Annotated in this window: 21 protein-coding genes; 11 read left to right on the forward strand and 10 right to left on the reverse strand. The window is 74.6% G+C overall.

Annotated features, from left to right (window positions below):
* Positions 1–10 precede the first annotated feature (10 nt).
* From ACN265_RS14285 to ACN265_RS14305, 5 genes are read right to left on the reverse strand one after another with little or no spacing between them, the layout of a single operon-like run.
* Entirely contained in the window at positions 11–976 is a 966-nt protein-coding gene (locus tag ACN265_RS14285) for a quinone oxidoreductase family protein (protein WP_421407988.1), read from the reverse strand.
* 26 nt (positions 977–1,002) lie between these two features.
* Positions 1,003–1,365, reverse strand: a complete 363-nt coding sequence (locus tag ACN265_RS14290) for a hypothetical protein (protein ID WP_363653072.1) — start codon at positions 1,363–1,365, stop codon at positions 1,003–1,005.
* Positions 1,362–2,225, reverse strand: a complete 864-nt coding sequence (locus ACN265_RS14295) for an extradiol ring-cleavage dioxygenase (protein ID WP_421407990.1) — start codon at positions 2,223–2,225, stop codon at positions 1,362–1,364. The genes ACN265_RS14290 and ACN265_RS14295 overlap by 4 nt, the downstream gene beginning before the upstream one ends.
* 35 nt (positions 2,226–2,260) lie before the next feature.
* Positions 2,261–3,058, reverse strand: coding sequence for a citryl-CoA lyase (locus tag ACN265_RS14300; protein WP_204924253.1), 798 nt, complete (start codon positions 3,056–3,058; stop codon positions 2,261–2,263).
* Complete coding sequence (locus tag ACN265_RS14305; protein ID WP_421407992.1) at positions 3,040–4,200, reverse strand: CaiB/BaiF CoA transferase family protein; 1,161 nt, start codon at positions 4,198–4,200, stop codon at positions 3,040–3,042. Before ACN265_RS14305 ends, ACN265_RS14300 begins: the two co-directional genes overlap by 19 nt.
* 247 nt (positions 4,201–4,447) lie before the next feature.
* On the opposite strand from ACN265_RS14305, the gene ACN265_RS14310 reads away from it, so the two are divergent.
* From ACN265_RS14310 to ACN265_RS14320, 3 genes are all read left to right on the forward strand, one after another.
* Positions 4,448–5,908: an amidohydrolase family protein gene (locus tag ACN265_RS14310; protein WP_421407994.1), complete on the forward strand. Its 1,461-nt coding sequence runs from the start codon at positions 4,448–4,450 to the stop codon at positions 5,906–5,908.
* Positions 5,909–5,970: 62 nt separating this feature from the next.
* Positions 5,971–6,789 (forward strand): IclR family transcriptional regulator domain-containing protein, encoded by an 819-nt coding sequence (locus ACN265_RS14315; RefSeq protein ID WP_420117026.1) that lies wholly within the window; start codon positions 5,971–5,973, stop codon positions 6,787–6,789.
* A 205-nt stretch (positions 6,790–6,994) separates the two neighbouring features.
* A complete protein-coding gene (locus ACN265_RS14320) occupies positions 6,995–7,948 on the forward strand; it encodes an alpha/beta hydrolase family protein (RefSeq protein WP_421407996.1) in 954 nt (317 codons plus the stop codon).
* Between the two features lie 18 nt (positions 7,949–7,966).
* Here the strand turns inward: ACN265_RS14320 and ACN265_RS14325 are convergent, their stop codons facing one another.
* On the reverse strand, positions 7,967–8,539 hold the full coding sequence (locus ACN265_RS14325) for a QsdR family transcriptional regulator (RefSeq protein WP_421407998.1): 573 nt from the start codon (positions 8,537–8,539) through the stop codon (positions 7,967–7,969).
* A 187-nt stretch (positions 8,540–8,726) separates the two neighbouring features.
* Positions 8,727–9,368: a TetR/AcrR family transcriptional regulator gene (locus tag ACN265_RS14330; RefSeq protein WP_204924259.1), complete on the reverse strand. Its 642-nt coding sequence runs from the start codon at positions 9,366–9,368 to the stop codon at positions 8,727–8,729.
* 150 nt (positions 9,369–9,518) lie between these two features.
* Between ACN265_RS14330 and ACN265_RS14335 the strand changes: the two genes are divergently transcribed.
* The gene (locus ACN265_RS14335) at positions 9,519–10,685 is read left to right on the forward strand and encodes an acyl-CoA dehydrogenase family protein (protein WP_421408001.1); all 1,167 of its coding nucleotides are present in this window, start codon (positions 9,519–9,521) and stop codon (positions 10,683–10,685) included.
* Positions 10,675–11,814: a CaiB/BaiF CoA transferase family protein gene (locus ACN265_RS14340; RefSeq protein WP_421408003.1), complete on the forward strand. Its 1,140-nt coding sequence runs from the start codon at positions 10,675–10,677 to the stop codon at positions 11,812–11,814. Before ACN265_RS14335 ends, ACN265_RS14340 begins: the two co-directional genes overlap by 11 nt.
* Before the next feature lie 105 nt (positions 11,815–11,919).
* Here ACN265_RS14340 and ACN265_RS14345 read toward each other — a convergent pair whose 3' ends face one another.
* On the reverse strand, positions 11,920–12,567 hold the full coding sequence (locus ACN265_RS14345) for a DUF2238 domain-containing protein (protein WP_421408005.1): 648 nt from the start codon (positions 12,565–12,567) through the stop codon (positions 11,920–11,922).
* 228 nt (positions 12,568–12,795) lie between these two features.
* Here ACN265_RS14345 and ACN265_RS14350 point away from each other — a divergent pair, with 228 nt between their 5' ends.
* From ACN265_RS14350 to ACN265_RS14360, 3 genes are all read left to right on the forward strand, one after another.
* Positions 12,796–14,406, forward strand: a complete 1,611-nt coding sequence (locus tag ACN265_RS14350; RefSeq protein WP_204924263.1) for an RICIN domain-containing protein — start codon at positions 12,796–12,798, stop codon at positions 14,404–14,406.
* 75 nt (positions 14,407–14,481) lie between these two features.
* Positions 14,482–15,456, forward strand: a complete 975-nt coding sequence (locus ACN265_RS14355; RefSeq protein WP_204924264.1) for an ATP-binding cassette domain-containing protein — start codon at positions 14,482–14,484, stop codon at positions 15,454–15,456.
* Entirely contained in the window at positions 15,453–16,280 is an 828-nt protein-coding gene (locus ACN265_RS14360) for an ABC transporter permease (protein WP_208565998.1), read from the forward strand. Before ACN265_RS14355 ends, ACN265_RS14360 begins: the two co-directional genes overlap by 4 nt.
* Here the strand turns inward: ACN265_RS14360 and ACN265_RS14365 are convergent.
* Positions 16,240–19,461, reverse strand: a complete 3,222-nt coding sequence (locus ACN265_RS14365; RefSeq protein WP_421408009.1) for a BTAD domain-containing putative transcriptional regulator — start codon at positions 19,459–19,461, stop codon at positions 16,240–16,242. The two genes, ACN265_RS14360 and ACN265_RS14365, sit on opposite strands and share 41 nt — an antisense overlap.
* Positions 19,462–19,510: 49 nt before the next feature.
* A complete protein-coding gene (locus tag ACN265_RS14370; RefSeq protein ID WP_421408010.1) occupies positions 19,511–20,611 on the reverse strand; it encodes a hypothetical protein in 1,101 nt (366 codons plus the stop codon).
* A 176-nt stretch (positions 20,612–20,787) separates the two neighbouring features.
* Here ACN265_RS14370 and ACN265_RS14375 point away from each other — a divergent pair, with 176 nt between their 5' ends.
* The 3 genes from ACN265_RS14375 to ACN265_RS14385 all read left to right on the forward strand — a co-directional run bounded on the left by ACN265_RS14375 (position 20,788) and on the right by ACN265_RS14385 (position 25,152).
* Positions 20,788–22,530, forward strand: a complete 1,743-nt coding sequence (locus ACN265_RS14375; protein WP_421408012.1) for an ABC transporter ATP-binding protein — start codon at positions 20,788–20,790, stop codon at positions 22,528–22,530.
* The gene (locus ACN265_RS14380) at positions 22,527–24,260 is read left to right on the forward strand and encodes an ABC transporter ATP-binding protein (protein WP_421408013.1); all 1,734 of its coding nucleotides are present in this window, start codon (positions 22,527–22,529) and stop codon (positions 24,258–24,260) included. The genes ACN265_RS14375 and ACN265_RS14380 overlap by 4 nt, the downstream gene beginning before the upstream one ends.
* Before the next feature lie 187 nt (positions 24,261–24,447).
* A complete protein-coding gene (locus tag ACN265_RS14385; protein ID WP_421408016.1) occupies positions 24,448–25,152 on the forward strand; it encodes a VOC family protein in 705 nt (234 codons plus the stop codon).

Below are 25,152 nucleotides of genomic sequence, written 5' to 3' on the forward strand. Positions count from 1 at the left end.
CGGGTGCCGGTCAGTCCGGGGGCACCAGGACGAGGCGACCGGCGGTGGTGCCGGCCCGCTGGTCGGCCCAGGCGTCGACCGCCTCGGCCAGCGGCCGCACCTGGTGGGTGACGGTCAACCGGCCGGCGGCGGCGTGCCCGGCGACCAGCGTGATGGCCGTGGCCCGTTCGGCGGGGGTCAGCTCGTTGTTGGTGTAGCCCAGCAGGCGCAACGATCCGCCGCGCAGGGTGGCCGAGTCGATCGTCGCGGTCGGCGCGGCCGACCCGCCGAGGTTGACCAGCCGGCCACCCGGGGCCAGGGCACGCAGGGCCGCCACGGCGGGCACCCCGAACAGGGGGTCCAGCACCAGGTCCACCGGGCCGTCGGCGGCCTGCCGGAACCGCCGGGCGAGGGTCTGCGGATCATCGGTGGCGGTGAGCCGGACCACCGCGTCCGCGCCGCAGCGGCGGGCGGAGTAGACGGCGGCGTCGGACCGGCAGGCGGCGACCACCCGTCCCGCCCCGGCGAGCCGGGCGAGTTGCACGGCGGCCTGCCCCACCGTGCCGCCGGCGGCGAGCACCAGCACCACCTCCCCGGGTCGTAGGCCACCGCGCAGGGTCAACGCCGCCCAGGCGGCGACCGCCGAGAGCCCGAGGGCCGCCACCAGGTGGTGGTCGGCGTCCGGCGGCAGGGGCACCGGGTCGGCGGCGGGGACCACCGCGTACCCGGCCAGGCTGCCGTCGCCCGGCGCCATCCCCGCCCGGGTGGGGAACCAGACCGGGGTGCCGTCGTCGAGGGTGCCCACGCCCTGCACCCCGGGGACGTACGGCAACGCCGGCGCGCCCAGGTAGGAGGTGCCCGAGGCGCAGAGCAGGTCCAGCGGGGTCAGCGGGGCGGCGGTGACGCGTACCCGCACCTCACCGTCGGCCGGCACCGGTCGGGGGCGGGTGACCACCTCGGGTGGCACGCCGTGACCGGTGACGACGACGGCGGACATCGACGCGGGGTCGGCTCCGGCGGCCATCAGGTGGCGATGTCGGGGTAGGGCAGCGAGAAGTGGGCCAGCCGCAGGCCGTACTGCTTCTGGTAGGCCATCGGTTCGACGTGGTCCCGTTCGAACATGGCGATGAACAGGGTCAACGTCAGGAACGGGTGGGCGCCGAGGGCGAAGAGCCGGACGTGGTCGTGGCTGGCCAGCGCGTCGCGTTCCTCGTCGGTGAAGCGCAGCCAGGTGCTCGCCTCGCCGGTGTGGCAGTTGAGGACCGCGTTGGCGCGTTCGGCCTCCCACCAGGTCACCGTGCCGTGCGGGTCGGTGCGGTAGCGCTCGACCAGCTCCGGGTCGCGGTCGACGGTGTAGAGGAACTTGTCGACCAGGTAGCGGCTCATGCCGGCGCTCCGTTCGGGTACCAGGTGAAGTACGCCTCCATGGTGTGGAACAGGTCGAGGGTGTCCACGTGGTCGGCCTTGGCACCCGCGCCGGCCACCCCCATCATCAGCATGAAGTCCATGAAGCCGTGGGTGGCGTTGCCGGGGGCGTGCAGGCTGTCCAGGGTCACCTCGGACAGGCAGCCGTCGAGGTCGCCGTTGGCGATCCACTCCACCGCCCGGCGGTCGAACTCCGGGTCGGGGCCCTGCGGGCCGAACTGGCGGGGCCCGCCCAGCTCCAGCGACAGGTGGCCGGTGCCGATGACGGCCACCCGCAGGTGGCTGGGCCAGCTCTCGACGATCTCCCGGATGGCCGCGCCGAGCTGCACGAACCGTTTCGGCTGCGGCAGCGGCGGGGCGAAGATGTTGGTGTAGATGGGCACGATCGGCAGGTCCGCCTCGGGCCGCAGCGTGATGATCGGGCAGGTGATGCTGTGGTCGATCCGCAGCTCGTTGCTGAAGGCCAGGTCGAACCCGGCGTCCAGGCCGGCGCGCAGCACGTGGGCCGACAGGTCCTCCTGGCCGCGCAGCAACATCCGGGGCAGGCCGAACTCGCGTTCCTCGTTGTACCAGTTGGCGTCGTAGAACGGGGCCTTGCCGACCAGGAACTGCGGCATGTTGTCCAGCCAGAGCTGGTGGAAGTGGTCGGAGCCGACCATCACCAGCACGTCCGGCCTGGCCCGGGTGAGGGTCTCCCGGAAGGCGAGGATCTTGCGGGCCCAATCGTCGGCGAACGGGGGCCGGTCCTCGCCGGTGGCGGTGGTGGCGCGGTAGTAGAACGGATGGTGGGTGGAGGCGATGACCGCGACGACCTGGGCCATGGCCGCTCCTCTCGCAGACGGTGGAGGTGGGGGGATCAGTCGGCGTCGTCCGGCACGTACCGGGCGTTGCGGTCGACGGTGCGGTAGATGTCCATGCCGAGCGGGCGACGGCGTTCCTCGGCAAGGTGGCCGAGCAGGCCGGCGGTGCGGGCCAGCAGGGCGAAGCCGCGCAGCAGGTCGATGGGCAGGCCGAGGTCGGCCAGGGCCGCGCCGCACACGCCCGCGCCGTTGAGCGGCAGGGTGCGGCCGAGCACCTGCGGGTGGACCCGGCCGATCGCCTCGAACAGCCGCAGGTGCGGCCCGCGCAGGCCCTCCTGCTCGGCGATCGCGATCAGCACCGGGGTGCGCGGGTCGGTCTCCTTGTGCACCGGGTGGCCGAGCCCCGGCACCAGACGCCTGTCGGCGCGGGCGGCGCGGACCGCGTCCAGGGCGACGGCGTCCCAGCCGGCGTCGTCGGTGGGCGGCTCGGTGAGACCCGCGAGGGTGTCGGCGAGGAACCTGCCGCAGTCCTCGGTGACGCCGAGGAAGCGGGAGCCGCCACCGAGCAGGCCGGCGGCGATCGCGCCCTGCAACGCCTCCGGCGCGCTGAGGTAGGTCAGCCGGGCGGCGATCGCGGTGGGGGTGAAGCCGTGGTCGGCCAGGGCCACCAGGACGGTCTCGAAGACGCGGACCTCGCCGGGGCCGGGGCGACGCCCGGCGACCAGCCAGAAGGCCAGTTCACCGAAGCCCACCCGGCCCATCAGGTCGCCGGCCAGGTCCTGACCGAGCAGGCGGATGGTGGTCGGGTCGGAGGTGCCGATCGAGGTCGGGAAGTCTAGCTGCCGGTCAGCCACGCGCGGATCTCCTCGCCGTGTTCGTCGAGCGCGGGCGGCGGGGTGCCGTACCGCGCGGGGGTGTCCGAAAGGGTGATCGGGTGCCGGATGCCGGGCACCGCGGCGGCGCCCTCGCCGACGGTGACCACCGGGTCCAGCCCCAGGCGTTCGGCGAGCGCCACCCCGCCGTCGATGGTGTTGATCGGGGCGCAGGGCACCCCGACGGCCATCAGGTCGGTGAACCACTCGTCGCGGGTGCGCCGGCGCAGCCGTTCGACCAGCAGCGGGCGCAGCGCCTCCCGGTTGGCGGTGCGGTCCTGGTTGCGGGTGAACCGGGGGTCGTCGACGAGTTCCGGCAGGTCGAGCACCTGGCAGAGCCGGCGGAACTGCCCGTCGTTGCCGGCGATGACGATCAGCTCGCCGTCGGCGACCGGCAGTGGCTCGTACGGGAAGAGGCTGGGGTGGGCGTTGCCCATCCGGTAGGGCACCACCCCGCCCGCGACGTAGCCGCTGCTGTGGTTGACCAGGCCGGACAGCGCGGAGGAGAGCAGGTTGACCTCGACGTGCTGGCCACGGCCCGAGTCGTGCCGGTGGTGCAGGGCGGCGAGGATGCCGATCGAGGCGTGCAGCCCGGCCATCACGTCGAACACGGAGATGCCGGCCCGGTAGGGCGGGCCGTCCGGGTCGCCGGTGAGGCTCATCAGCCCGGAGATGGCCTGCACCATCAGGTCGTATCCGGGGTAGCCCGCGCCCGCGCCGGTGCCGAACCCGCTGATCGAGGCGTAGACCACCCGGGGGTTGCCGGCGGCGACGGTGTCGTAGTCCAGCGCGAAGCGGCGCAGCCCGCCGGGCTTGAAGTTCTCGATCAGGACGTCGGCGCGGGCGGCCAGCTTGTGCGCCACGGCCAGGTCGTCGGGGTCCTTGAGGTCGAGCGCGATGGACCGCTTGTTGCGGTTGATGCCCAGGTAGTAGGTGGAGACGTCGTCACGGACCGGCGGCATCCAGGTGCGGGTGTCGTCGCCGCCGGGCCCCTCCACCTTGATCACCTCGGCCCCGAGGTCGGCCAGCAGCATGGTGGCGTACGGCCCGGCGAGGATGCGGGAGAAGTCGGCCACCACGACGCCGTGCAGCGGCCCGGTCCTGCTCGGTGTCTCCTCCGCCATGCCCCACCCCTCGACTTGACCGCCAGGCGGACCACTGTCCGCCTGGCCAGTTTCCCGATGAGCCCACCGGGCGTCAACACCCCGAGGCAATTCTCGGGAAACTCCCAGCTCCACGCCGTTTGCAACGAGCGGAAACAGTTCGGCAACTCGCCCTTGACATGACCGGTGACCGGGAACACACTGGCGAAACTTGATCTGACCGTACAGCGGACGATCGTCCGCAGACCTCGGAACGGAAGTGGCGGCGATGAGCGCGAACGAGGGGCGGACACCGGCGGTGGGCCGGCCGGTGGTCTTCCGCAACGGCCTGGTGCTGACCATGGACGACGCCCACACGGTGCTCCCCCGCGCCGACGTGCTGGTCGTCGACGACCGGATCGCCGCCGTCGGCGTCGGGCTGGACGTGCCCGAGGGCACCTGGGAGATCGACGCGGCCGGCGGCATCGTCATGCCCGGCATGATCGACACCCACCGGCACATGTGGCAGACCGCGATGCGCGGCTACGGTGCCGACTGGACCCTCACCCAGTACTTCGTCTGGTACTACCTGGAATCCGGCAAACTGTTCCGCCCCGAGGACGTCCACGCCGGCAACCTGCTCGCCGCCATCGAGGCGATCGACGCCGGGGTCACCACCACCGTGGACTGGTCGCACGGCCTGCAGACCCCGCAGCACGCCGACGCCGCCGTCGACGCCCTGGAGGCGGTGCCGGGCCGGTTCGTGCTCGCCTACGGCAACCTGCAACAGGGGCCGTGGGAGTGGGCCACCACCCCCGAGTTCCGCGACTTCGTCACCCGCCGCATCCACGGTCGCGGCGACCGGCTCGGCTTCCAGATGGCCTTCGACGTCACCGGCGACCCGGCCTTCCCCGAGCGGGCCGCCTTCGAGGTCGCCCGGGACCTCGGCGTACCCGTCACCACCCACGCCGGGGTCTGGGGGGCCACCAACGACGACGGCATCCGGCTGATGCACGAGCACGGCTTCATGACCGAGTCGACCGTCTACGTGCACGCCGCCACCCTCAACCGCGACTCGTACCACCGGATCGCGGCCACCGGCGGCTCGGTCTCGGTGTCCACCGAGAGCGAGCAGAGCGCCGGCCAGGGCTACCCGCCCACCTGGCAGCTACGCCAGCACGACATCCCGGTCTCGCTGTCCATGGACACCAGCGTCTGGTGGAGCGGGGACCTGTTCTCCGCGATGCGCGCCACGCTCAGCGCCGACCGCTCCCGGGAACACCTCGAGGCGCACGGTCGACAGGAGACCGTCACCCACTGCCACCTGCGCGCCGAGCAGGTGGTGGAGTGGGCGACCCGGGGCGGCGCCCGGGCGCTCGGCCTCGACCACCTCGTCGGCGCCCTCACCCCGGGCCGCCGGGCGGACGTGGTGCTGATCAAGAACGACCGGTCACCGGTGATGTTCCCGATCCTGCACCCCTACGGCCACGTGGCGTTCCAGGCCCAGCGCGGCGACGTGCACACCGTGCTGGTCGACGGCCGGGTGGTCAAGCACGAGCACCGGCTGGTCGACGTCGACCTCGCCGCCGCCCGCACCGCCGTGGAACGCACCGTCGAGCACCTCACCGCCACGATGGGCGTCGACGCGTGGGAGAAGGGGATGAACCCGGACGTCCCCGAGACGGCGGTGCTGGACAACCCGTACACCTACACCGAGTGGGACGCCGGCTCGGCACAGTGGAAGCATTAGCCATCCGACGCGCCCGGCGGGTGACCGCCCGCCGGGCGCGGGGCAGCCAGCGAAGGGACCCCATGGGGCGCGAGGCCGGAACCGACTTCATCGAGGCGCTGGCGCGCGGCCTCGACGTGCTGCGCTGCTTCCGTCCGGGCCAGCCGACGATGACGCTCAGCGAGATCGCCACGGTGACCGGGCTGGCCCGCCCCACCGTCCGCCGCATCCTGCTCACCCTGGAGGAGCTGGGCTACGTGCGCGCCGCCGACCGGGGCTTCGCGCTCACCCCCCGGGTGCTGGAGTTGGGCGTGGCGTACGTCAACTCGCTGAGCATCTGGGACGTCGCCCGCCCGCACATGCGCCACCTGGTCACCGAGACCGACGAGTCGACCTCGCTGGCCCAGCTCGACGGCAGCGACATCGTCTACGTGTCCCGGGTCGCGGTGCCCAAGATCGTCACGCTCGCGGTGACCATCGGCACCCGGTTCCCGGCCGTGGCTACCTCGATGGGCAAGGTGCTGCTGGCCGCCCTCACCCCGGCGGAACTCACCGCCGTGCTGGCCGTGCCGAGCCGCTCCGGCATCGCCGCCCGCTGGCAGCCGGACCGCGCCGAGCTGGACCGGGAACTGCGCGAGGTGCGGGCACGCGGCTGGGCCCTGGCCGACCAGGACCTGGCCGCCGGCATCCGGTCGGTCGCCACCGGGGTCCGCGACGGCGACGGCCGGGTGGTGGCAGCGCTCAACGTCACCGTGCACGCCGCCGAGACCTCACTGGAGCGGCTCACCGACGAGCACCTGCCCCGCCTGCTGCGCACCGCCGCCGAGATCAGCCGGGACTGGGCCCGGCTGGACACCGTGCCGATGACCGTGCAACGGCCCGCCACCAACCGTCCGGGCTGAGCCGGCGGCTGCGACAGCCGTCTCAGGATCACCGTCCAGGCTGGTCAGCGGCTTCCCGCCCTGGCACCGTCGGCCGTACGCCGTGCCGCACCGGCCGGCGTCCCGGCCGACGCCCTCCGCCGCCCGGTCCGGCCTCTCCCGCCGGTGCCGGGCCCGCCCCGCGACGGAGAGCGCACCGGCCGCCCGTCGATCCGTGGGAGCGTCGATGCAACCTTCCGTCCGTACCGCACCGCCCCGTCCCGGGCGGCACACCGCCCCCGCCGGCCGACCGTCCGACCGACGGTGGCGGCGACTGCGCGCCCTGCTCGTCGTGACGCTGAGCGGCCTGCTGGTCGCCTCCGGCCTCACCCTCGTCCCGACGGCCGACGCCGCCGACGGCGGGTACCCCCGTGGCCCGGCCCCGACGGCGGCCAGCATCGCCGCCGCCCGGGGACCCTTCGCGACCGCCGAGACGACCGTGTCCGCGCTGAGCGTCCGGGGCTTCGGCGGCGGCACCATCTACTTCCCGACCAGCACCGCCGAGGGCACCTTCGGCGCGGTGGCGATCGCGCCCGGGTTCACCGCCGGCCGGTCCAGCATGGCCTGGCTGGGGCCACGACTGGCCTCCCAGGGGTTCGTCGTGTTCAACATCGACACCGTGACCCGCTCCGACCAGCCGGCCAGCCGGGGCCGGCAACTGCTGGCGGCGCTGGACTTCCTGGTGGACAGCAGCACGGTGCGCGACCGGATCGACCGCGACCGGCTGGGCGTGATCGGCCACTCGATGGGCGGCGGCGGCGCGTTGGAGGCGACCATCGCGCGGCCGTCGCTGCGGGCGGCGATCCCGTTGACGCCGTGGAACCTGACCAGGGACTGGTCCCGGTCCCAGGTACCGACGCTGATCGTGGGCGCCGAGAACGACACCGTCGCACCGACCCGCAGCCACGCCGAACCGTTCTTCGCCAGCCTGCCCGACGGGTTGGACAAGGCGTACCTGGAGTTGAACGGAGCGAGCCACTTCGCGCCCAACACGCCGGACACCACCATCGCGTCGTTCAGCATCTCCTGGCTCAAGCGCTTCGTCGACGAGGACGTCCGCTACGAGCAGTTCCTCTGCCCACCGCCCCGGACCGGGGCCGAGATCTCCGCGTACCGGGACAGCTGCCCGCACGCGGTCTGACCCGCCGACGCCCCCGGCTCAGGCCGGGGGCGTCGAGGTGAGCAGCGACCACAGGGCCTGCTCCGCCAGGGCGAGGTCGAGCGGGCGACCGGTCAGCAGCTCGGCGTAGAGCGCGGACTCGACGATCCGGATGTAGAGGTAGGCCAGCGACTCCGGCTCGCCCGGCAGGGCCCGCAGGTCGGGGCCGAGCACCTCGCGGAAGATCGCCACCTGGGCACGGACGAAGCGGCGGTGCACCAGCCCCGGCGTGGTGAACAGGATCCGGGCGGCGAGTTCCGGTTCGGCGGCGAGGAACCGGCGGAACGGCGCGGACCGGGACAGCTCCCCGACGTAGTGCCGGGTCACCTCCACGACGCCACCGACCCCGTCGGCGCGCCGGGCCCGACGGGCCACGGTGAGCAGCCGGTTGCCGAGCCACCACAGCACCTCGCCCAGCAACCGGTCCCGGCTGCCGGCGACGCGGTAGAGGGTCGCCCGGCTGACCGCCAGGGCGCGGGCCAACCCGTCCATGTCGACCGTGCCGTGGGCGAGGAAGTAGTAGCCGCCGCCCCGGACCAGGGCCTCGTGGCTGAGCACCCGGCGGGGTGGCACGCCACGCGACCCGCCGGGAGCGCCGTGGCCGCCCGCGTTGTCGGGCCGTGCGGCACCGGACGTGCGGGGACGGAACGTCGCTGAACCCATACCTGGTACACGGTCGTCGACCATCGATTGTTCAACGACGTCCCCACCGGCACCGCGGTGAGCTGCGCCGACGCGAGCGGCGCGGCCCGTCGGCGGATCAGTCCGGGTGGGACGCGGCGGGACGACCGGCGATGGCCGGATAGACCTGCTCCACGATGGTCAGCAGGGTGGCGGTCAGCAGCAGGTGCACCTGGTCGCGGTCCAGCGCGCCCCGCTGGAGCCACTCCCGGGCGGTCGAGGTGGCCAGCCCCCCGTACGCCCGGATCATGCCGCGCAGCTCGGCCCGGCAGGTCGTGACGTCGGCCAGCCCGACCGCGACGAGCACGCTGTCCGCCGCGACCTCCTCGGCCTCGGTGAGCACCCGGGCGACGTCGGCGTCGTGGCCCATCCCACCGGCGGTCACGGCGGCCAGCCAGGAGTCGCGGTGCCGGGAGACCACGTCGAGGAACCAGGTGACGCTGGCGTCGACCCGGGTGCGCAGGTCGCCGTCGGGCAGCCGCTCGACGGCGACCCCGGGCACCGTCACCATCACCCGCACGACCTCCAGGTAGAGCTGCTTCTTGGTGCCGAAGTAGTGGTTGATCAGGCCCCGGGCCACCCCGGCCTCGCGGGCGACGTCGGTGGTCGACACGTCCGCGTACGGGCGCGCGCCGAACAGCCGTACCGCGCAGGCGAGGATCTGTCCCCGCCTGGCGTCGGGCTCCAGCCGCCGTCGCCGGGGTTCGGTGTCAACGCTCATCCGCCGAACCCTATCGGCAGGTCGGCGCGGCGTGTCCCGGGTCGGCGGCCGGTCTGGTCAGCCGGGGTGCCGGTCGCCGGCGGGCGGGTCGACGCCGGACGATGATCAAGGATTGTTGACACGTTGCCAACAGGGCGTGAGGGTGGACCCATGCCGACGCCTGGACTCGACACCTACACCTCGCCGTGGCGCGCGCCCGAGCACGACGACCTCGCCGACCTGGCCCGCGACTTCTTCACCCGGGAGGTGCTGCCGCACACCGAACGACTGCTCGCCCAGGGCCACCCGGACCGCGACCACTACCGGCGCGCCGGTGAGCTGGGCCTGCTCGGCCTGTCCGTGCCCGAGGAGTACGGCGGGGGCGGCGGCGGCTTCACCCACGAGGCGGTCCTGCTGCACGAGCAGGCACACGTCGGGGAGAGCACCCTCGGGCTGGGGGTGCACAGCGGCATCGTCACCGGTTACCTGGTCGCCTACGGCAGCGCCGAGCAGAAGCGACGCTGGCTGCCCGGACTGTGCCGGGGGGAGCTGGTCGGGGCGATCGCGATGACCGAACCCGACGGCGGCTCCGACCTGCAGGCGATCCGGACCCGGGCCGTCCGCGACGGCGACGACTACCTGGTCACCGGGGCCAAGACGTTCATCAGCAACGGCGGCCTCGCCGACCTGGTCGTCCTGGCCGTCAAGACCGACCCGACCCAGGGTGCCGCCGGCATCTCCCTGCTGGTCTGCGAGGTCGGCGACGAACCGGCCGGATTCCGGCGGGGCCGGCTGCTGTCCAAGATCGGGCTGCACGGCAACGACACCGCCGAGCTGTTCTTCGACGGGCTGCGGGTGCCGGCCGACCACCTGCTCGGCGGGGCCGAGGGGCTCGGCTTCGGCCAGATGATGCGGCAGCTGCCCCAGGAACGCCTGGTCATCGGCGTCGGCGCGGTGGCGGCGATGCAGCGGGCCGTCGAGCTGACCACCGCGTACGTCAAGGAACGCACCGCCTTCGGCAAACCGCTGATCGGCCACCAGAACACCCGGATGGTGCTGGCCGAGTGCGTCACCCGGACCCGGGTCAGCCGGGTGTTCCTCGACGACTGCATCGGCCGGCACGACCGGGGCGAGCTGGACGTGGCCACCGCGGCGATGGCGAAAGCCTGGCTCACCGAGGGACAGTGCGAGATCGTCGACAGGTGCCTGCAACTGTTCGGCGGCTACGGCTACACCACCGAGTACCCGATCGCCCGGATGTACGCCGACGCCCGGGTGCAGAAGATCTACGGCGGCACCAACGAGATCATGAAGGAGCTGATCGCCCGTGCCCTCTGACCCCGACGCGCCCACCGGTGGACCGCTGGCCGGGGTACGCGTCGTGGAGCTGGCCAGCCTGGCCCCGGCCCCGTTCGGCTGCATGGTGCTGGCCGACCTCGGCGCGGACGTGGTGCGCGTCGACCGGCCGGGCGGCGTCGGCCCGGGACGGCTGAGCGTCCCGGCGACCGGCCCCCTGCACCGGGGGCGGCGGGTCACCACACTGGACCTGAAGACCCCCGCCGGGGTGGCCGACCTGCTGCGTCTGGTCGAGCGGGCCGACGTGCTGGTCGAGGCGTACCGGCCGGGGGTGGCCGAGCGGCTCGGTTTCGGGCCGGAGACCTGCCGGGACCGCAACCCCCGCCTGGTGTACGCCCGGATGACCGGCTGGGGGCAGGACGGCCCGCTGGCCGACCGCGCCGGGCACGACATCGACTACATCGCGCTGGCCGGCGCGCTGGAGCCGCTGGGCCGCCCCGGGCACCGCCCGCACGCCCCGCTGAACCTGCTCGGCGACTTCGCCGGGGGTGGGATGCTGCTCGTCACCGGGGTGCTGGCCGCGCTGCTGGAACGGGAGCGCTCCGGCCTCGGGCAGGTGGTCGACGCCGCGATGGTCGACGGGTCGGCGCTGCTCACCGCCTTCCTGCACGGGATGCTCGGCGCGGGCCGGTGGACCGCCCCCCGGGGCGGCAACCTGCTCGACGGTGGCGCGCCGTTCTACGACACCTACCGCACCGCCGACGACGGGTTCGTGGCGGTGGGCGCGCTGGAACCGGCGTTCTACGCCGCGCTGCTGACCGGCCTCGGCCTGGCCGACGACCCGACGCTGCCCGCCCAGTACGACCCGGCCGGCTGGCCGGAGCTGCGGCGGCGGTTCACCGCCCGGTTCGCCGAACGCACCCGCGACGAGTGGACGGCGGTCTTCGCCGACCGCGACGCGTGCGTCACGCCGGTGCTCGCCCCCACCGAGGCGCACCGCCATCCGCACAACGCCGCCCGGGGCACCTTCGTCGCGGTGGGCGGCGAGGTGCAGCCGGCACCCGCACCCCGGTTCGCCCGGACCCCCGCGCCGCCGCCCCGGCCGGCACCGGACCCGGCCGAGCCGCTGGACGTCGCCACGGTCCTCGACGCCTGGGCCGACCGACCGTGACCTGCCGACCCGGCCGGCCGGCGAGCACCGGTCCGGCGCTCGACCGGGTGCGGCGGTGGGCGACCGGCGGGGCAGTCGAGCCGGAGCGGCGACGGACCGGGCCGGTCAGCCCACCGGGACGGCGGGAGCCGGACGGGCGGGGGTGGCGGCCGGTAGTTGGCGGTCGTGCCACCGGGTGAGCAGGGCCAGCGAGGTGACCGCCCCGACCAGCGCGAGGAACATGTCCCACTGGGTGTCCCAGACGTCGCCCTGGGTGCCGAGGAAGTCGTCGGCGGCGGAGCCGCCGGCCACCGAGGACCACCACTCGATCATCTCGAAGAAGGCGCTGAAGGCGAGGCAGGCGCAGACCACCAGCGGGGCGAGCCAGCGGCTGCCGCGCAGCGGGGAACGCCGGACGAGGATCTCGCGGACCAGGATCGCCGGGACGAAGCCCTGCACGAAGTGCCCGAGCCGGTCGTACGGGTTGCGGGAGAGGTCGAGGGCGTCGCGTACCCAGTCACCCGGCGGGACCCGCGCGTAGGTCCAGTGCCCGCCGACGATGAGGACCAGCGCGTGCGCCGCCAGCAGGCAGCACAGCAGGGTGGTCAACGGGAAGCGCCGCCACACCAGCAGCACCACCGGCACGCCGACGATCACCCAGACCGTCTCCAGCAGCCAGGTCAGCCGGTCGTACGGCCGGATGCCCGACAGCACCAGCGCCACGACGACGAGGCCCAGCAGCAGCGGCGGGACGAGGGTACGGGCCCGGGTCACGGCGACCACCTGTCCGATGCGTGGGGGCCGCCCAGTCGCCGCCCGGCCGCCGACGATAACAGCGCCCACGTCGGAGCACCGTCGTCGGGCCGCCCGTGCGTCGGAGCGGTGCGGCGCAGGTCCGGGTCTGCCCGGTCGGCACCGACCGAGGGGGTTTACCTGAATCCATGGGTGTCGATACGGTGCAGGCGGCCCGTCCTGGCACCCCGTCACCGCAGAAGGAGCCCCATGCCACCCGCCACCCGCACCCGAGGTCCCCGTCCCCGGCGGCTCGGCCTGCTGGCCGTCACCACCCTCGCCCTGGTCGCCGCCGCCACCGCCGTCGCCCCGCCGGCCGCCTCCGCGGCCACCGTCGACACCGGCGTGGACTACGTGCTCGTCAACCGCAACAGCGGCAAGGCGATGGACCTGTACGACTGGTCCACCGCCGACGGCGCGCCGGTCAGGCAGTACACCCGCAACGACCTCGCCGTGCAGCGGTGGCGGTTCGTCGACGTCGGCAGCGGCTACTACCAGCTCCGCTCGGCGCACAGCGGCAAGGTCCTCGAACTGCCCAACGCCCTCGACGGCACGGCCCTGGTGCAGAACCCGGCGACCAGCGGCAACACCCGGCAGCACTTCCGGCTCGTCGACTCGGCCGGCGGCTACGTCCGGCTGCTCAACCGGCACTCCGGCAAGGCCCTCGACGTGTGGGAACGGTCCACCGCCGACGGGGCGACCATCTCCCAGTACCAGGACCTCGACGGGACCAACCAGCAGTGGCAGCTCGTCCGGCCGGGCGGCACCGCCGACTGCGGCAGCGGCGCTTTCCAGGCCGAGGCGGTGCTGGCCGGCGGTACCTGGACCGTCCGCAACGGCGGGACGACCGTGCACACCGGCACCGACCTGCGGGCCGCCGTGCAGGCCGCGGTGAACAGCCTGACCGCCGGGCGGACCAGCAAGCAGCGGGTGGTGGTGCGCGGCTCGGGTTCGATGAGCGCCAACTCCCGCATCTCGCTGCCCAGCTACACCACCCTCGACGTGTGCGGGACGATCAACGTCACCGGCACCGGCTCCGGTGACCAGGCCCCCGTCTACTCCCGGGGCACCACCCAGGTCGAGGTGCAGCACCTCACCCTCACCGGCACCCCGCTGTACGGGGTCTTCCTGCGCAACGTCACCAACGTCGTGCTGGGGCAGCTCGACATGCGGCTCTCCGCCGGTCTCGGGGTCCGCATCGACAACCGGGGCGACACCAGCCAGTGGACCCGCAACGTGCGCATCGACACCGTGTACGTCTCGGGCGCCAGCTCGCACGCCGTCGAGACGTACGGCGTGGACGGGCTGACCGTGGGCACCGTCACCGCCCGCAACGTCGGCGAGTCCGGTCTGCTGCTCAACCAGACCATCAACGCCACCGTGTCCACCGTCGACGCCGAGAACGCCGGCACCGGCACCGGCTACGCCGCGTTCCGGATGGCCAACCGCAACGGCCGTATCGGCGACAGCTACCCGACCAACATCCGGGTCGGCACCGTCCGGGCCCGGGGCGGCGGCCGGGGCGTGTTCTGCGTCTCCGAGTCCGGAGGCGCGACGATCGACCGGGTCGACATCGCCAACACCGGCAACAACGCCGTGCTCATCGAGAACTGCTACGGAGTGAGCCTGGCCACCAACGGCGGCACGATCAGCGGCGGCGGCGAGGTCCGGCTCGCCGAACGCGCCGAGTTCCCCGGCAACCGGGACCTCACCCTGCGCAACTTCACCCTGGTCAACAACCGGATCGTGGAGAACCCCTGCGCCGACAACCTGACCATCGGCAACATCACCCTGAACAACGCGACGATCGTCCGCTGCTGACCCCCGGCGGGGGCGTCGGCGGCGTGTCGGTGGCATGTCGGCGCGGTGTCAGCCGGCCGGCGCACGCTGGCCGGCATGACAGCTGAGTTGATGATCGAAGCCGAGGGCCTGGTCAAGACCTTCGGGTCCACCCGGGCGTTGCAGGGGGTGGACCTCGCCGTACCCCGGGGCACCGTGCTCGGGGTGCTCGGCCCGAACGGCGCCGGCAAGACCACCGCCGTGCGCATCCTGTCCACGCTGCTGGTCCCCGACGCCGGCACCGCCCGGATCAACGGCCTCGACGTGGTACGCCAGGCCGAGCGGGTCCGGCAGTCCATCGGCCTCACCGGCCAGTACGCCTCGGTCGACGAGGACCTGACCGGGCGGCAGAACCTGGAACTGTTCGGGACGCTGCTGGAACTCGGCCGGGCCGGCGCGCGGCGGCGGGCGGCCGAACTGCTCGACTGGTTCGACCTGACCGCCGCCGCGAACCGGCCGGCCAAGACCTACTCCGGCGGGATGCGCCGCCGGCTGGACCTGGCCGCCAGCCTGGTCGGCTCACCGGACGTGATCTTCCTGGACGAACCGACCACCGGCCTCGACCCGGCCAAACGCGAGGACATGTGGGACGTGGTCCGGTCGCTGGTGGGCAACGGGGCGACCGTGCTGCTCACCACGCAGTACCTGGAGGAGGCCGACGCGCTGGCCGACGCCATCACGGTGATCGACCACGGCCGGGTCATCGCCCACGACACCCCGGACGGGCTCAAGCGGATCGTCGGCGGGCAGACCCTGGAGGTGCGGCCGACCGACCCGGCGCAGCTGGCCCCGACCGCGGCGATCCTGTCCCGGGTGGGCTCCGGCGCGCCCGCCGACGAGATCCGCAGGGGGGTGCTCGCGGTGCCGGTCACCGACGACTCCGCGTTGACCGAGAGCGTCGCCCGGCTGGCCGCCGCCGGCATCGCGGTCACCGAACTCTCGCTGCACCTGCCCAGCCTCGACGAGGTCTTCTTCACCCTCACCGGCCGGACCGCGGCCGACGACACCACCCGTACGGAGGTCGCCGCATGAGCACCCTGACCGGTACCCCGCCCCGCACCGGACCGACGCTGTCCACGGTCGTGGCACAGCCCCGGCCGTTGCGGCTGCTGCGGCACTCGCTGGCACTGGCCAAACGCAGTCTGATCAAGACCTGGCGCACCCCCGAGGCGCTGATCGACGTCACCCTGCAACCGGTGCTGTTCCTGGTCATCTTCGTGTACGTCTTCGGTGGCGCGGTCGCCGGCTCCACCCACGACTACCTCCAGTACCTGCTGCCGGGCATCCTGGCGCAGACCATCGCCACCGGGTGCATCGCGATCGGCGTCAACCTCAACACCGACATCGCCAAGGGCATCTTCGACCGGTTCCGTTCGCTGCCCGTCCCCCGGTCCGCACCGCTGGTCGGCGCGGTGTTCGGCGACGTGGTGCGGTACGTGATCGTGACCGTGTCGACCCTGGCGATCGGCTACCTGCTCGGCTTCCGGGTCGAGTCCGGCCCGGTGCAGGCCCTCGCCGGTTGCCTGCTCGCGGTGCTGTTCGCGCTCTGCCTGAGCTGGCTGCCGGTCTACGTCGGGATGAAGGTCCGCACGCCGGGCGCGGTGCAGGGGGTGATGTTCGCGCTGATCATGCCGTTGAGCTTCGCGTCCAACGTGTTCGTCGCCGCCGGCACCCTGCCGGGCTGGATGCAGGCGGTGGTGACGGTGAACCCGCTGACCCACCTGGTGACGGCGATGCGCGGACTGTTCCTCGGCACCCCGGTCGGCAACCACGTGTGGTGGACGCTGCTGTGGTGCGCCGGCTTCGTGGCGGTGTTCATGCCCCTGGCGCTGCGGGCGTACCGTCGGCGGGTCTGACCCGGCCGAGCAGGTCGTCCATCAGCTCGCCGACGCGGGCGGTGGCCGCGGCGGCCGGCCGCGCCCGCCACCCGGCCAGCAACGGCTCCCGCCGCGCCTCGTCACCGAGGGCGGCGGTGAGCCGTTCGCCGACGCCGGACGGGAAGAAGGTCGCCGAGTTGCTGCCCAGCCGGGTACCGAGCGCGAACAGCTCACAGGCGGTCCCGACCTCGCCGCACCAGGCGGCGAGTTCGGCGCCACCCAACGCCCAGGTCCCGATCACCGGCAGGTCCCGCGACGACAGCGCCTCCGCGCCGGCGGCGGCCAGCAGGTCGGCGGCGCGGGCGCCAACGTCGTGCCGGGCGGCCGGCCAAACCTCGGCGATCCGCAGATGCAGCACCACCACCGCGACCCGGAGCACGACCCGGGGCTGCGGTGGCGGACCGGTCCAGCCGGCCAGCGCGCGGATCACCGCGTCGGCGTGGCCGAGCGCCTCGGGGTGCCGCCCGCGCTGCCAGGCGAGGCGGGCCAGGCCGAGGCTCGCCTGGGCGGTCTCGATCTCCTCCCCCTGGCCGGGGGCCGCCGTCTCGACCAGCCGCCGCTCGGCCGCCGGGTCGCCGCCCAGGGCGAGCTGCACGTCCAGCATCACCTGCACGGCACGGACGTCCTGGGTCGCGCCGATCAGCTCCATGTGGTGCACGCCGCGCGCCAGCCACGTCGTGGACCCGCCGCCGTCGGTGACGGTCAGCGCCTGCCCAACGGCCTGCGCCGCCATCGCCATCCCCCAGTGGTCACCGGCCGCCCCGAACCGCCGGTACGCCTGCTCGGCGTCGGCCAGGGACGCCGCCGGCAGGCCGCCGCTGTCCCGGATCGCCGCGCGGGCGAACAGGCCGAAGCCCTGCACGTACGGGTCGGGATGCTCGACCAGCACGGTGGTGCTCGGCATCGCCAGCTCCGGGTCGAGCTGGTCGAACGCCGGCAGCACCGAGGCGAGCACCGCGTGTCGGGAGGACACCTCCCCGGGCCGTTCGGTCAGCAGCCGACGCAGGGCCCGGCGGGCGATCACGGTGAGCCGCACCGGGCCGCTGATGCCGGCGTTGACCGCCACCAGCAGGCACATCCAGGCCAGCCGGTCGGCGTCGGGCAGCGGTCGGCCGCCGGTCCGGCCGGAGACGATCGCGGAGCCGCAGCGCCGGTCGGGGGCGTCGAGGTGCAGCAGACCCCGGGACCAGCCGGAGACCTCCAGGTGCAGGCCCCGCACCGTCCACAGGTGGAACAGCGGGGTGGCGATGTCCACCGCGGCCGGTTCGTCGTCGTGCCCGAGCGCCCACCGCAGGCCGGCGACGAGGTTGTCCTGCTCGGCGGCGCACCCGGCGAACGCGTCGAGCTGGTCGGGGCCGATGAACCGGTCGAGCAGCCCGACCGCCTGCCGTCGGGCCCAGCCGACCAGGCCGGCCGTCGCCGGGGCGCGGTCACCGGCCGCGTCGAGCCGGGCCTCGCCGTACTCGCGGACGGTCTCCAGCATCCGGTAGCGGGGTGGACCGTCACCCTCGACGAGGGTCAGCAGGGACTGTTCGACCAGCCGCGCCAACCCACGCCGGACGTCGGGCAGGCCGGCGACGGCGGCGGCGAGGTCGGCGGTGAACGGGGCGGGGACCACCGCGACCCGCTGGAGCAGGTTCCGGTCGGCGGGGGCGAGCAGTTCCCGGCTCCAGTCGACCATCGCCCACAGGCTCGCGTGGCGCTCCGGCAGGCCGCGCAGCGCGGCGTCGAGCAGCGCGAACCGGTCGGTCAGCCCGGCCAGCACGTCGTCGATCGGCATGTGCCGCAGCCGGGCGGCGGCCAGTTCGAGGGCCAGGGGGAGATTGTCGAGGCGATGGCACAGGGCCAACGTCCGGTCGGTGTCCCAGGTGGGCACCGCACCACCGGCGCGGGCCCGGGACTCGACCAGCGCCACCGCGTCGGCGTCGGGCAGCGCGGTCAGCCGGTGCACCCGTTCCCCGACCAGGCCCAGCGGCGCCCGGCTGGTCGCCAGCACGGCCACCTCCGGTGGGCTCACCGCGACCAGGTCCGCGACGACCGCCGCCACCGGGTCCAGCAGGTGTTCACAGTTGTCCAGCACCACCAGGCCGTCGAGATCCGGCGCCAGGGCACGCAGCCGCTCCGGCGGGGTGAGCACCCGGCGGTCGAGACCCAGGGTGCCACCGGCCGTCGTGGTGTCCGCCCCGCCGAGAGCAGCCAGAACGGCGGGCAGCACCTCCTCGGCGGCCCGCAGCCCGGCCAGTTCGATCACCCGGGCCGGCCGTCCGGCCGCCACCGCCCGACGTACCACCTCGGCGGCGAGCCGGGTCTTGCCCGCGCCGCCGGTGGCCACGACCGTCACCAGGGCCGCGCCGGTCAGCGCCGCCTCCACCGCCTCGACGTCACGGTCCCGGCCGACGAGCGCGGTCACCGGCCGCCGCCACCCGGACGGCAGCACGGTCCGGGTCGCCGCGACCGGCGACGCCGGGCCGGTCGGGGTGGCCAGCTCGCCCCGCAGCAACGCCAGGTGGACCTGGTTGATCAGCGGCGACGGGTCGGTGCCGTAGCGGTCGGAAAGCTCGGTGCGCAGCCGCGCGACCACCTCCAGGGCCTCGGCGTCGCGCCCCTGGGCGGCGAGCATCCGGACCAGCAGGGCGGCCGACGGCTCGTCCGGCGGGGTCCGCGCGACGAGCCAGCGCAGGTCGCTGTCGTCGTACGGGCCGGGGCCGGTCAGCGCCGCCTCGGCGCGCAACGCGACGACGTCGGCGAACAGCCGGGCGGTCGCCCCGGTGTCTGACTGCGGGACCTCGGGGAACAACATCCGGGCCGCGTCGGCGGCGTCCCGGGCGGCCGGCCCGGCACCGTCACGCAGGGCGGCCCGACCCCGTTCCAGCAGCGACCGGGCCCGGACGGCGTCGACGGTGACCTGGTCGGCGGGCAACCGGTAGCCACCCGGGACGGCGACCACCGGCAGTCCGAGCCGGCGTACCCGGGAGACCAGGGCCTGCACCGCGCCGGTTGCGTCGTCCGGCGGTGCGCCGTCCCACACCGCGTCCACCAGCAGCGGGGTGGAGACCGCCCGGCCCCGCGCGTCGACCAACGTGCGGATCACGGCGGCGAGCCGTTCACCCCGGACCGGCCGGCCGTCGACGGCGAGCGGGCCGAGGATGCTGATCTGCACGGCTCCAGCATCCCTCACCGGGACACCCGGCCGACGCCGTCCCCCCGGTTCAGCGGCGGGTCCGCCGCGACCTGACCACCCCGACCAGCGCCGCCAGCAGCAGGCCGACGCCGATCACCCCGACCCCCAGCAGCAGCGACCGGGTTGCGCCGACGCCGGCCCGGGGCCCCGGGGCGGGGGCGGCGCCCGGGGACGCCGCCGCCGGTGCTCCGGTGGACGCCGTCGGGGCGGGCGGGGACGACGCGGCCGGCGTGGGGGTCGACGGGCGGGCGTAGCGCAGCACCGTCGGCAGGGTGCCGGGCGGCTGACCGGCGGTCTCGGAGACGGTGAGCAGCCAGCGGCCGTCGCGGCTGTAGCTGACCGACTCGCCCTGCGGCTCATCGGGCAGCGCCACGGTCCGGGGCGTGCCGCCGGTGAGCGCGCCCACCACGTCGCCGTCGGTCACCTCGTACTCGAAGGCGTCGGCGTAGGTGCGCAGCACGACCCGGCGGCCGTCCGGGGCGACGGCCCCGCCGGTGACCAGCCGACGGCCGAAGAACGAGTACGGGTTCGGGGTCGTGGTGAGCGGCAACCGGACCTGCCCGGCCAGCGTCAACGGCACCGTCGCGCCGGCCCGCAGCGGCCCGGCCGGCACGTAGACGCCGGCGCTGCCGCCCTGCTTGGTCACCACCACCGGGCGACCGGCCCCGTCGAGCAGCAGCGCCTCCGCGTCGTGCGCCCCGTCGGGGTACGTCAGGCGGTGCAGCACCGGCCGGCGGGCCCCGGGCGCGAGCTTCCACAGCGCCACCGTCGACCGGGTCCGGTCGTTGTCGCCGATGTCGGCGACCCAGACCGTGCCGTCCGCGCCGAGCACCAGGTCCTCGGTGTCGCGGGGCCGCGACGGGTAGGCCACCGTGCGCACCACCGCGCACCGGGTGTCGAGGAAGAAGATGCGCCGCCGGGACGCCTCGTCGGCGCCGTCGTTGACCATCACGAACCCGGAGTCGGTGGCGGCCATGCCGGAGATCTCGGTCAGCCGCCCGTCGCGGACCCGGCACACCGTGGCCGGCGCCGCCGCACGCGCCGGGTCGGGGACGGCCACCGTCGCCGCGCCGACAACGAGCAGCGTGGTGAGCAGCGTCGACACGCGGATGCCCGGCCGCCGCGTCATCGCCCCTCCCCCGCCGTGGCCGACGACGCCCGCCGCCGACGATCCGAGCACAGGAGCTTGCCGGTCGTCGTAGGCCGCGTCAATGCCGCCACCCCGCCGGGCACTGAGGTGTACGCCACCGCGTCGCGGCCGCGTACGGGCCGGTGCGGGCGGCGGCCGGTGACTAGCCTGGGTCGGTGCCTCCACGCCTGCCCCACCCGGACCCGGGCACGCCGGACACGGCGGGGCCGCTGCGGTACATCTGGTGGCTGGTCCGCTGCCAGCCGTGGCGGGTGCTGCGCGGGTCGCTGTTCGGCACGGTCTGGATGGTGGGGCTGTCGGTGCGGCCGTTCCTGGTCGCCCGCGCCGTCGACGACGGGCTGCGGACCGGCGACACCGCCGCGTTGCTCGGCTGGGTCGCCGCGATCGTGGTCGCCGGGGCCGCGCTGGCCTGGGCGGGCATCATGCGGCACCGGACCATGACGTTCATCCGGGAGGACGCCAGCGCCCGCTCGGCGGCCGTGCTGCTGCGTCAGCTCGCCCGGGTCGGGGCGGTGCTGCCCCGCCGGCTCGCCGCAGGTGACGTCGCCACCGTCGGCGGGTACGACATCGTGCGCACCTCGCAGGTGCTCACCCTGACCGGCCCCGGCGTGGGCGCGGTGCTGGCGTACGCGGTCGCGGCCGTGGTGCTCTGGTCGATCGACCCGGTGCTGGCGCTGGTGACGCTGCTCGGGGTGCCGGTGATCGCGCTGGTCGTCGGCCCGCTGCTGCGCCGGCTGGAGCGGGCCGAGGCGGTCTACCGGCAACAGCAGGGCGAGCTGACCACCCGGGCCGACGACATCGTCGCCGGCCTGCGGGTGCTCGCCGGGGTGGGTGGCCGGCACCTGTTCGCCCGCCGGTACGCCGCCCGGTCGCAACGGCTGCGGGCCGAGGGCTACCGGGTGGGTGCGGTGCTCAGCTGGGTCGACGCGCTGACCGCCGTCATCCCCGGGCTGTTCCTCGCCGTGGTGGTGTGGCTGGCCGCCCGCACGGCCGTGACGGGCGGGATCACCGTCGGGCAACTGGTGGCCGTCTACGGCTACGTGGCGGTGCTCATCGTGCCGGTCTGGTTCCTGCTGGAGGGCAGCTACCAGTTGATCCAGGGCCGGATCGCCGCCCGGCGGATCGTCGACCTGCTCCGGCTCGCCCCGGACCCGGTGGGCGGCCCGACGACCCGTCCCGCCCCGGCCGGCCCGGCCCCGCTGCACGACCCGGACAGCGGGCTGACGGTCCCGGTGGGCGGGTTGGTCGGCGTCGCCGCCGACGACCCGGCCGACGCCGCGGCCCTGGCCGACCGGCTGGGCCGGTACGTCACCGGCGCGGTCACCTGGGGCGGGGTCGCGCTGACGGCCGTCGACCTCGACGAGGTGCGCTCCCGCATCCTGGTCGCCGACCACGACGGGTACCTCTTCGCCGGGACGCTGCGGCAGATCCTCACCGGTCCACACGGCACCGTCGACGACGCCCGGATCGACGCGGCGGTGCACGTGGCATCGGCCCGCGACGTCGTCGAGGGGCTTCCCGACGGCCTCGACGCCCCGGTCGGCGACCGGGCCCGTACCCTCTCCGGCGGCCAGCGGCAGCGGGTCCGGCTGGCCCGTGCCCTGCTCGCCGACCCGGAGGTGCTGATCCTGGTCGATCCGACGTCGGCGGTGGACGCTCACACCGAGGCCCGGGTCGCGCAGCGCCTGCGGCAGGCCCGGACGGGTCGCACGACGGTGCTGCTGAGCACCTCACCGGTGCTGCTCGGGCACGCCGACACGGTCGCCCACCTGCGCGCCGGCCGGATCACCGGCACCGGGACGCACACCGCGCTGCTGGCCGCCGACCCGGACTACCGGCGGCTGGTCTCGCGGACCAGCGGCACCGACGACACGCCGGTGGGGCGGGCCGGACGGTGACGAAGCTCCCGGTCGCGAGTGCGGCGGTGGTCCGGCGGGCCGCCCGCGACGTGCTCGCCGGTGACCGGTGGGCGGTCGTCGGGGTGCTGGCGTTGCACAGCGCCGCCGCCCTCGCCGGGTTGGCCGCGCCGTGGCTGATCGGGCGGATCGTCGACCAGGTCACCGCCGGGGCCGGGGCGGGCGCGGTGGACCGGCTGGCGCTGGCCATCGGCGGTTGCGTGCTGGTGCAGGGGCTGCTCGCCCGCTACGCCCAGTACGCCGGGCACCGGTTCGGTGAGCGGGCCGTGGCGCGGCTGCGCGAGGACTTCGTGACCCGCCTGCTCGGCCTGCCCGTCTCGGTGGTCGAGCACGCCGGCACCGGTGACCTGGCCACCCGCAGCTCGGTGGACGTGTCCACGGTGGGCACCATGCTGCGTGACGTGGTGCCGGTGCTGGTCATCGCGGGGACCCAGTTGACGCTGCTGTTCGGCGCGGTGTTCCTGCTGGACCCGCTGCTCGGTCTGGTCGCGCTCGCCGGGTTCCCGTCGATCGGGTTGGCGGTCCACCGGTATCTGCGCCGGGCCACCCCGGCCTACCTGGCCGAGGGGGCGGCGACGGCGGAGCTGACCGAGGCGCTGACCACGACCGCCGAGGGTGCCCGCACCGTCGAGGCGTTGCGGCTGGGCCGTGACCGGGTCGCCCACGGCACCGCCCGCATCGGCGCGGTGTGGACCACCCGACGGGCCACCCTCGCCCTGCGGTCGGCGTTCTTTCCGGTGGTGGAGGGCAGCTATCCGCTCCCGATCGCCGCCGTGCTGCTCGCCGGGGGTGTCCTGCTGTCGCGGGGACGGGTCAGCCTGGGTGAGGTGGTCGCCGCCGCGCTCTACCTGCAACAGGCGATCGACCCGCTGGACCGGCTGTTGCTGTGGGTGGAGCAGGCGCAGCGCGGCGTCGCCTCGTACGCCCGGGTGCTCGGGGTGGGGCAGGTGCCGCCGGAGCCCCGGGGCCGGGCGGCCCTGCCCACCGGGCGCGTGGTGCAGGTGCGCGGGGCGACGTTCCGGTACGCGGACGGCCCGCAGGTGCTGCACGGCATCGACCTGACGGTCGCGGCGGGCGAACGGCTGGCCGTGGTCGGCCCGTCCGGGGCGGGCAAGTCCACCCTGGCCCGGTTGCTCGCCGGCATCGACGTGCCCGCCCGGGGGGTGGTGAGCCTCGGCGGGGTCCCGGTCACCGACCTCGACCCGGCCGAACGCCGCCGCCGGATCGCCCTGGTCACCCAGGAGCACCACGTCTTCCTCGGTACGCTGCGGGACAATCTGGCGTTCGCCGCGCCCGGCGGCACCGACGCGCAGTTACGGGCCGCCCTGGCGGCGGTGGGGGCCGACTGGTTCGCCGACCTGCCGGACGGCCTCGACACCCCGCTCGGGGCCGGAGTGCGCGACCTGGGCCCGGCCGAGGCCCAGCAGCTCGCGCTGGCCCGGCTCGTCCTGGCCGACCCGGACATCCTGATCCTCGACGAGGCGACCGCCGCGCTGGACCCGACGACCGCGCGGCGCACCGAGCGGGCGCTCGGTGCGGTGCTGGCCGGCCGGACGGTGATCGCCATCGCGCACCGGCTCAACACCGCGCACGACGCCGACCGGGTGGCGGTGCTGGAGGACGGCCGGATCACCGAGATCGGCCGACACGACGACCTGGTCGCCGCCGACGGCGTCTACGCGTCGCTGTGGCGGTCCTGGCACGGCCACTGACACCGCCGCTGATCAACCCGGGCACGGTTTCCGGCACCCCGGGACGTGCCGGAGCAGCGCGGTGAACCTCGGCTCACGGGTCCGGGCGGCGACCACCGCCCGACCCCGGTGCCACCATCGCCGATGCGCCCCGCCGGCCCGGCGTAATCACCTTGTCGCCCCACCGGTCGGCGTCTACTGTGCGGTGATGCTCTCGGGACCCCTGACGTTGACCCTCGATGCCCGAGATCCGGACCGACCCGCGCGATTCTGGGCCGGCCTGCTCCACCGGGAGGTCGTCGAGGACACCACCGGTGGTGCGCTCCTGCCCGGCACGACGACCCAGCTCAGCCTCCGGTTCGTCCCGAGCCCTGCTGAGAAGCGCGGGCCGAACCGGATGCACCTGCACCTGACCAGCACCAGCCCCGACGACCAGCGGCGGCAGGTGGCGGCCGCGCTGGACCTCGGCGGCACCCACCTCGACGTCGGGCAGCGTCCCGAGGAGGGGCACATCGTGCTGGCCGACCCCGAGGGCAACGAGTTCTGCGTCATCGAGGCGGGCAACGGTTTCCTCGCCGGGTGCGGTCCGCTCGGCGAGATCGCCTGCGACGGCACCCGGGAGGTCGGCCTCTTCTGGAGCGAGGCGTTGGGCTGGCCGCTGGTCTGGGACCAGGACCAGGAGACCGCCGTCCAGTCACCGCACGGCGGCACGAAGGTCGCCTGGGGCGGTCCGCCCGTGGCCCCGAAGCAGGGCCGCAACCGGCAACGCCTGGACCTCGCGCCCGAGGTTGACCAGCAGGCGGAGGTCGACCGACTGGTCGCCCTCGGGGCCACCCGGCTCGAGGTCGGCGCGGCCGGCGACGTCGTGCTGGCCGATCCGGACGGCAACGAGTTCTGCGTGACGGCGAGCTGA

It is taken from the genome of Micromonospora sp. WMMD730, from assembly GCF_049178955.1.
In the GTDB taxonomy this organism is placed as follows: Bacteria; Actinomycetota; Actinomycetes; order Mycobacteriales; family Micromonosporaceae; genus Micromonospora; species Micromonospora wenchangensis.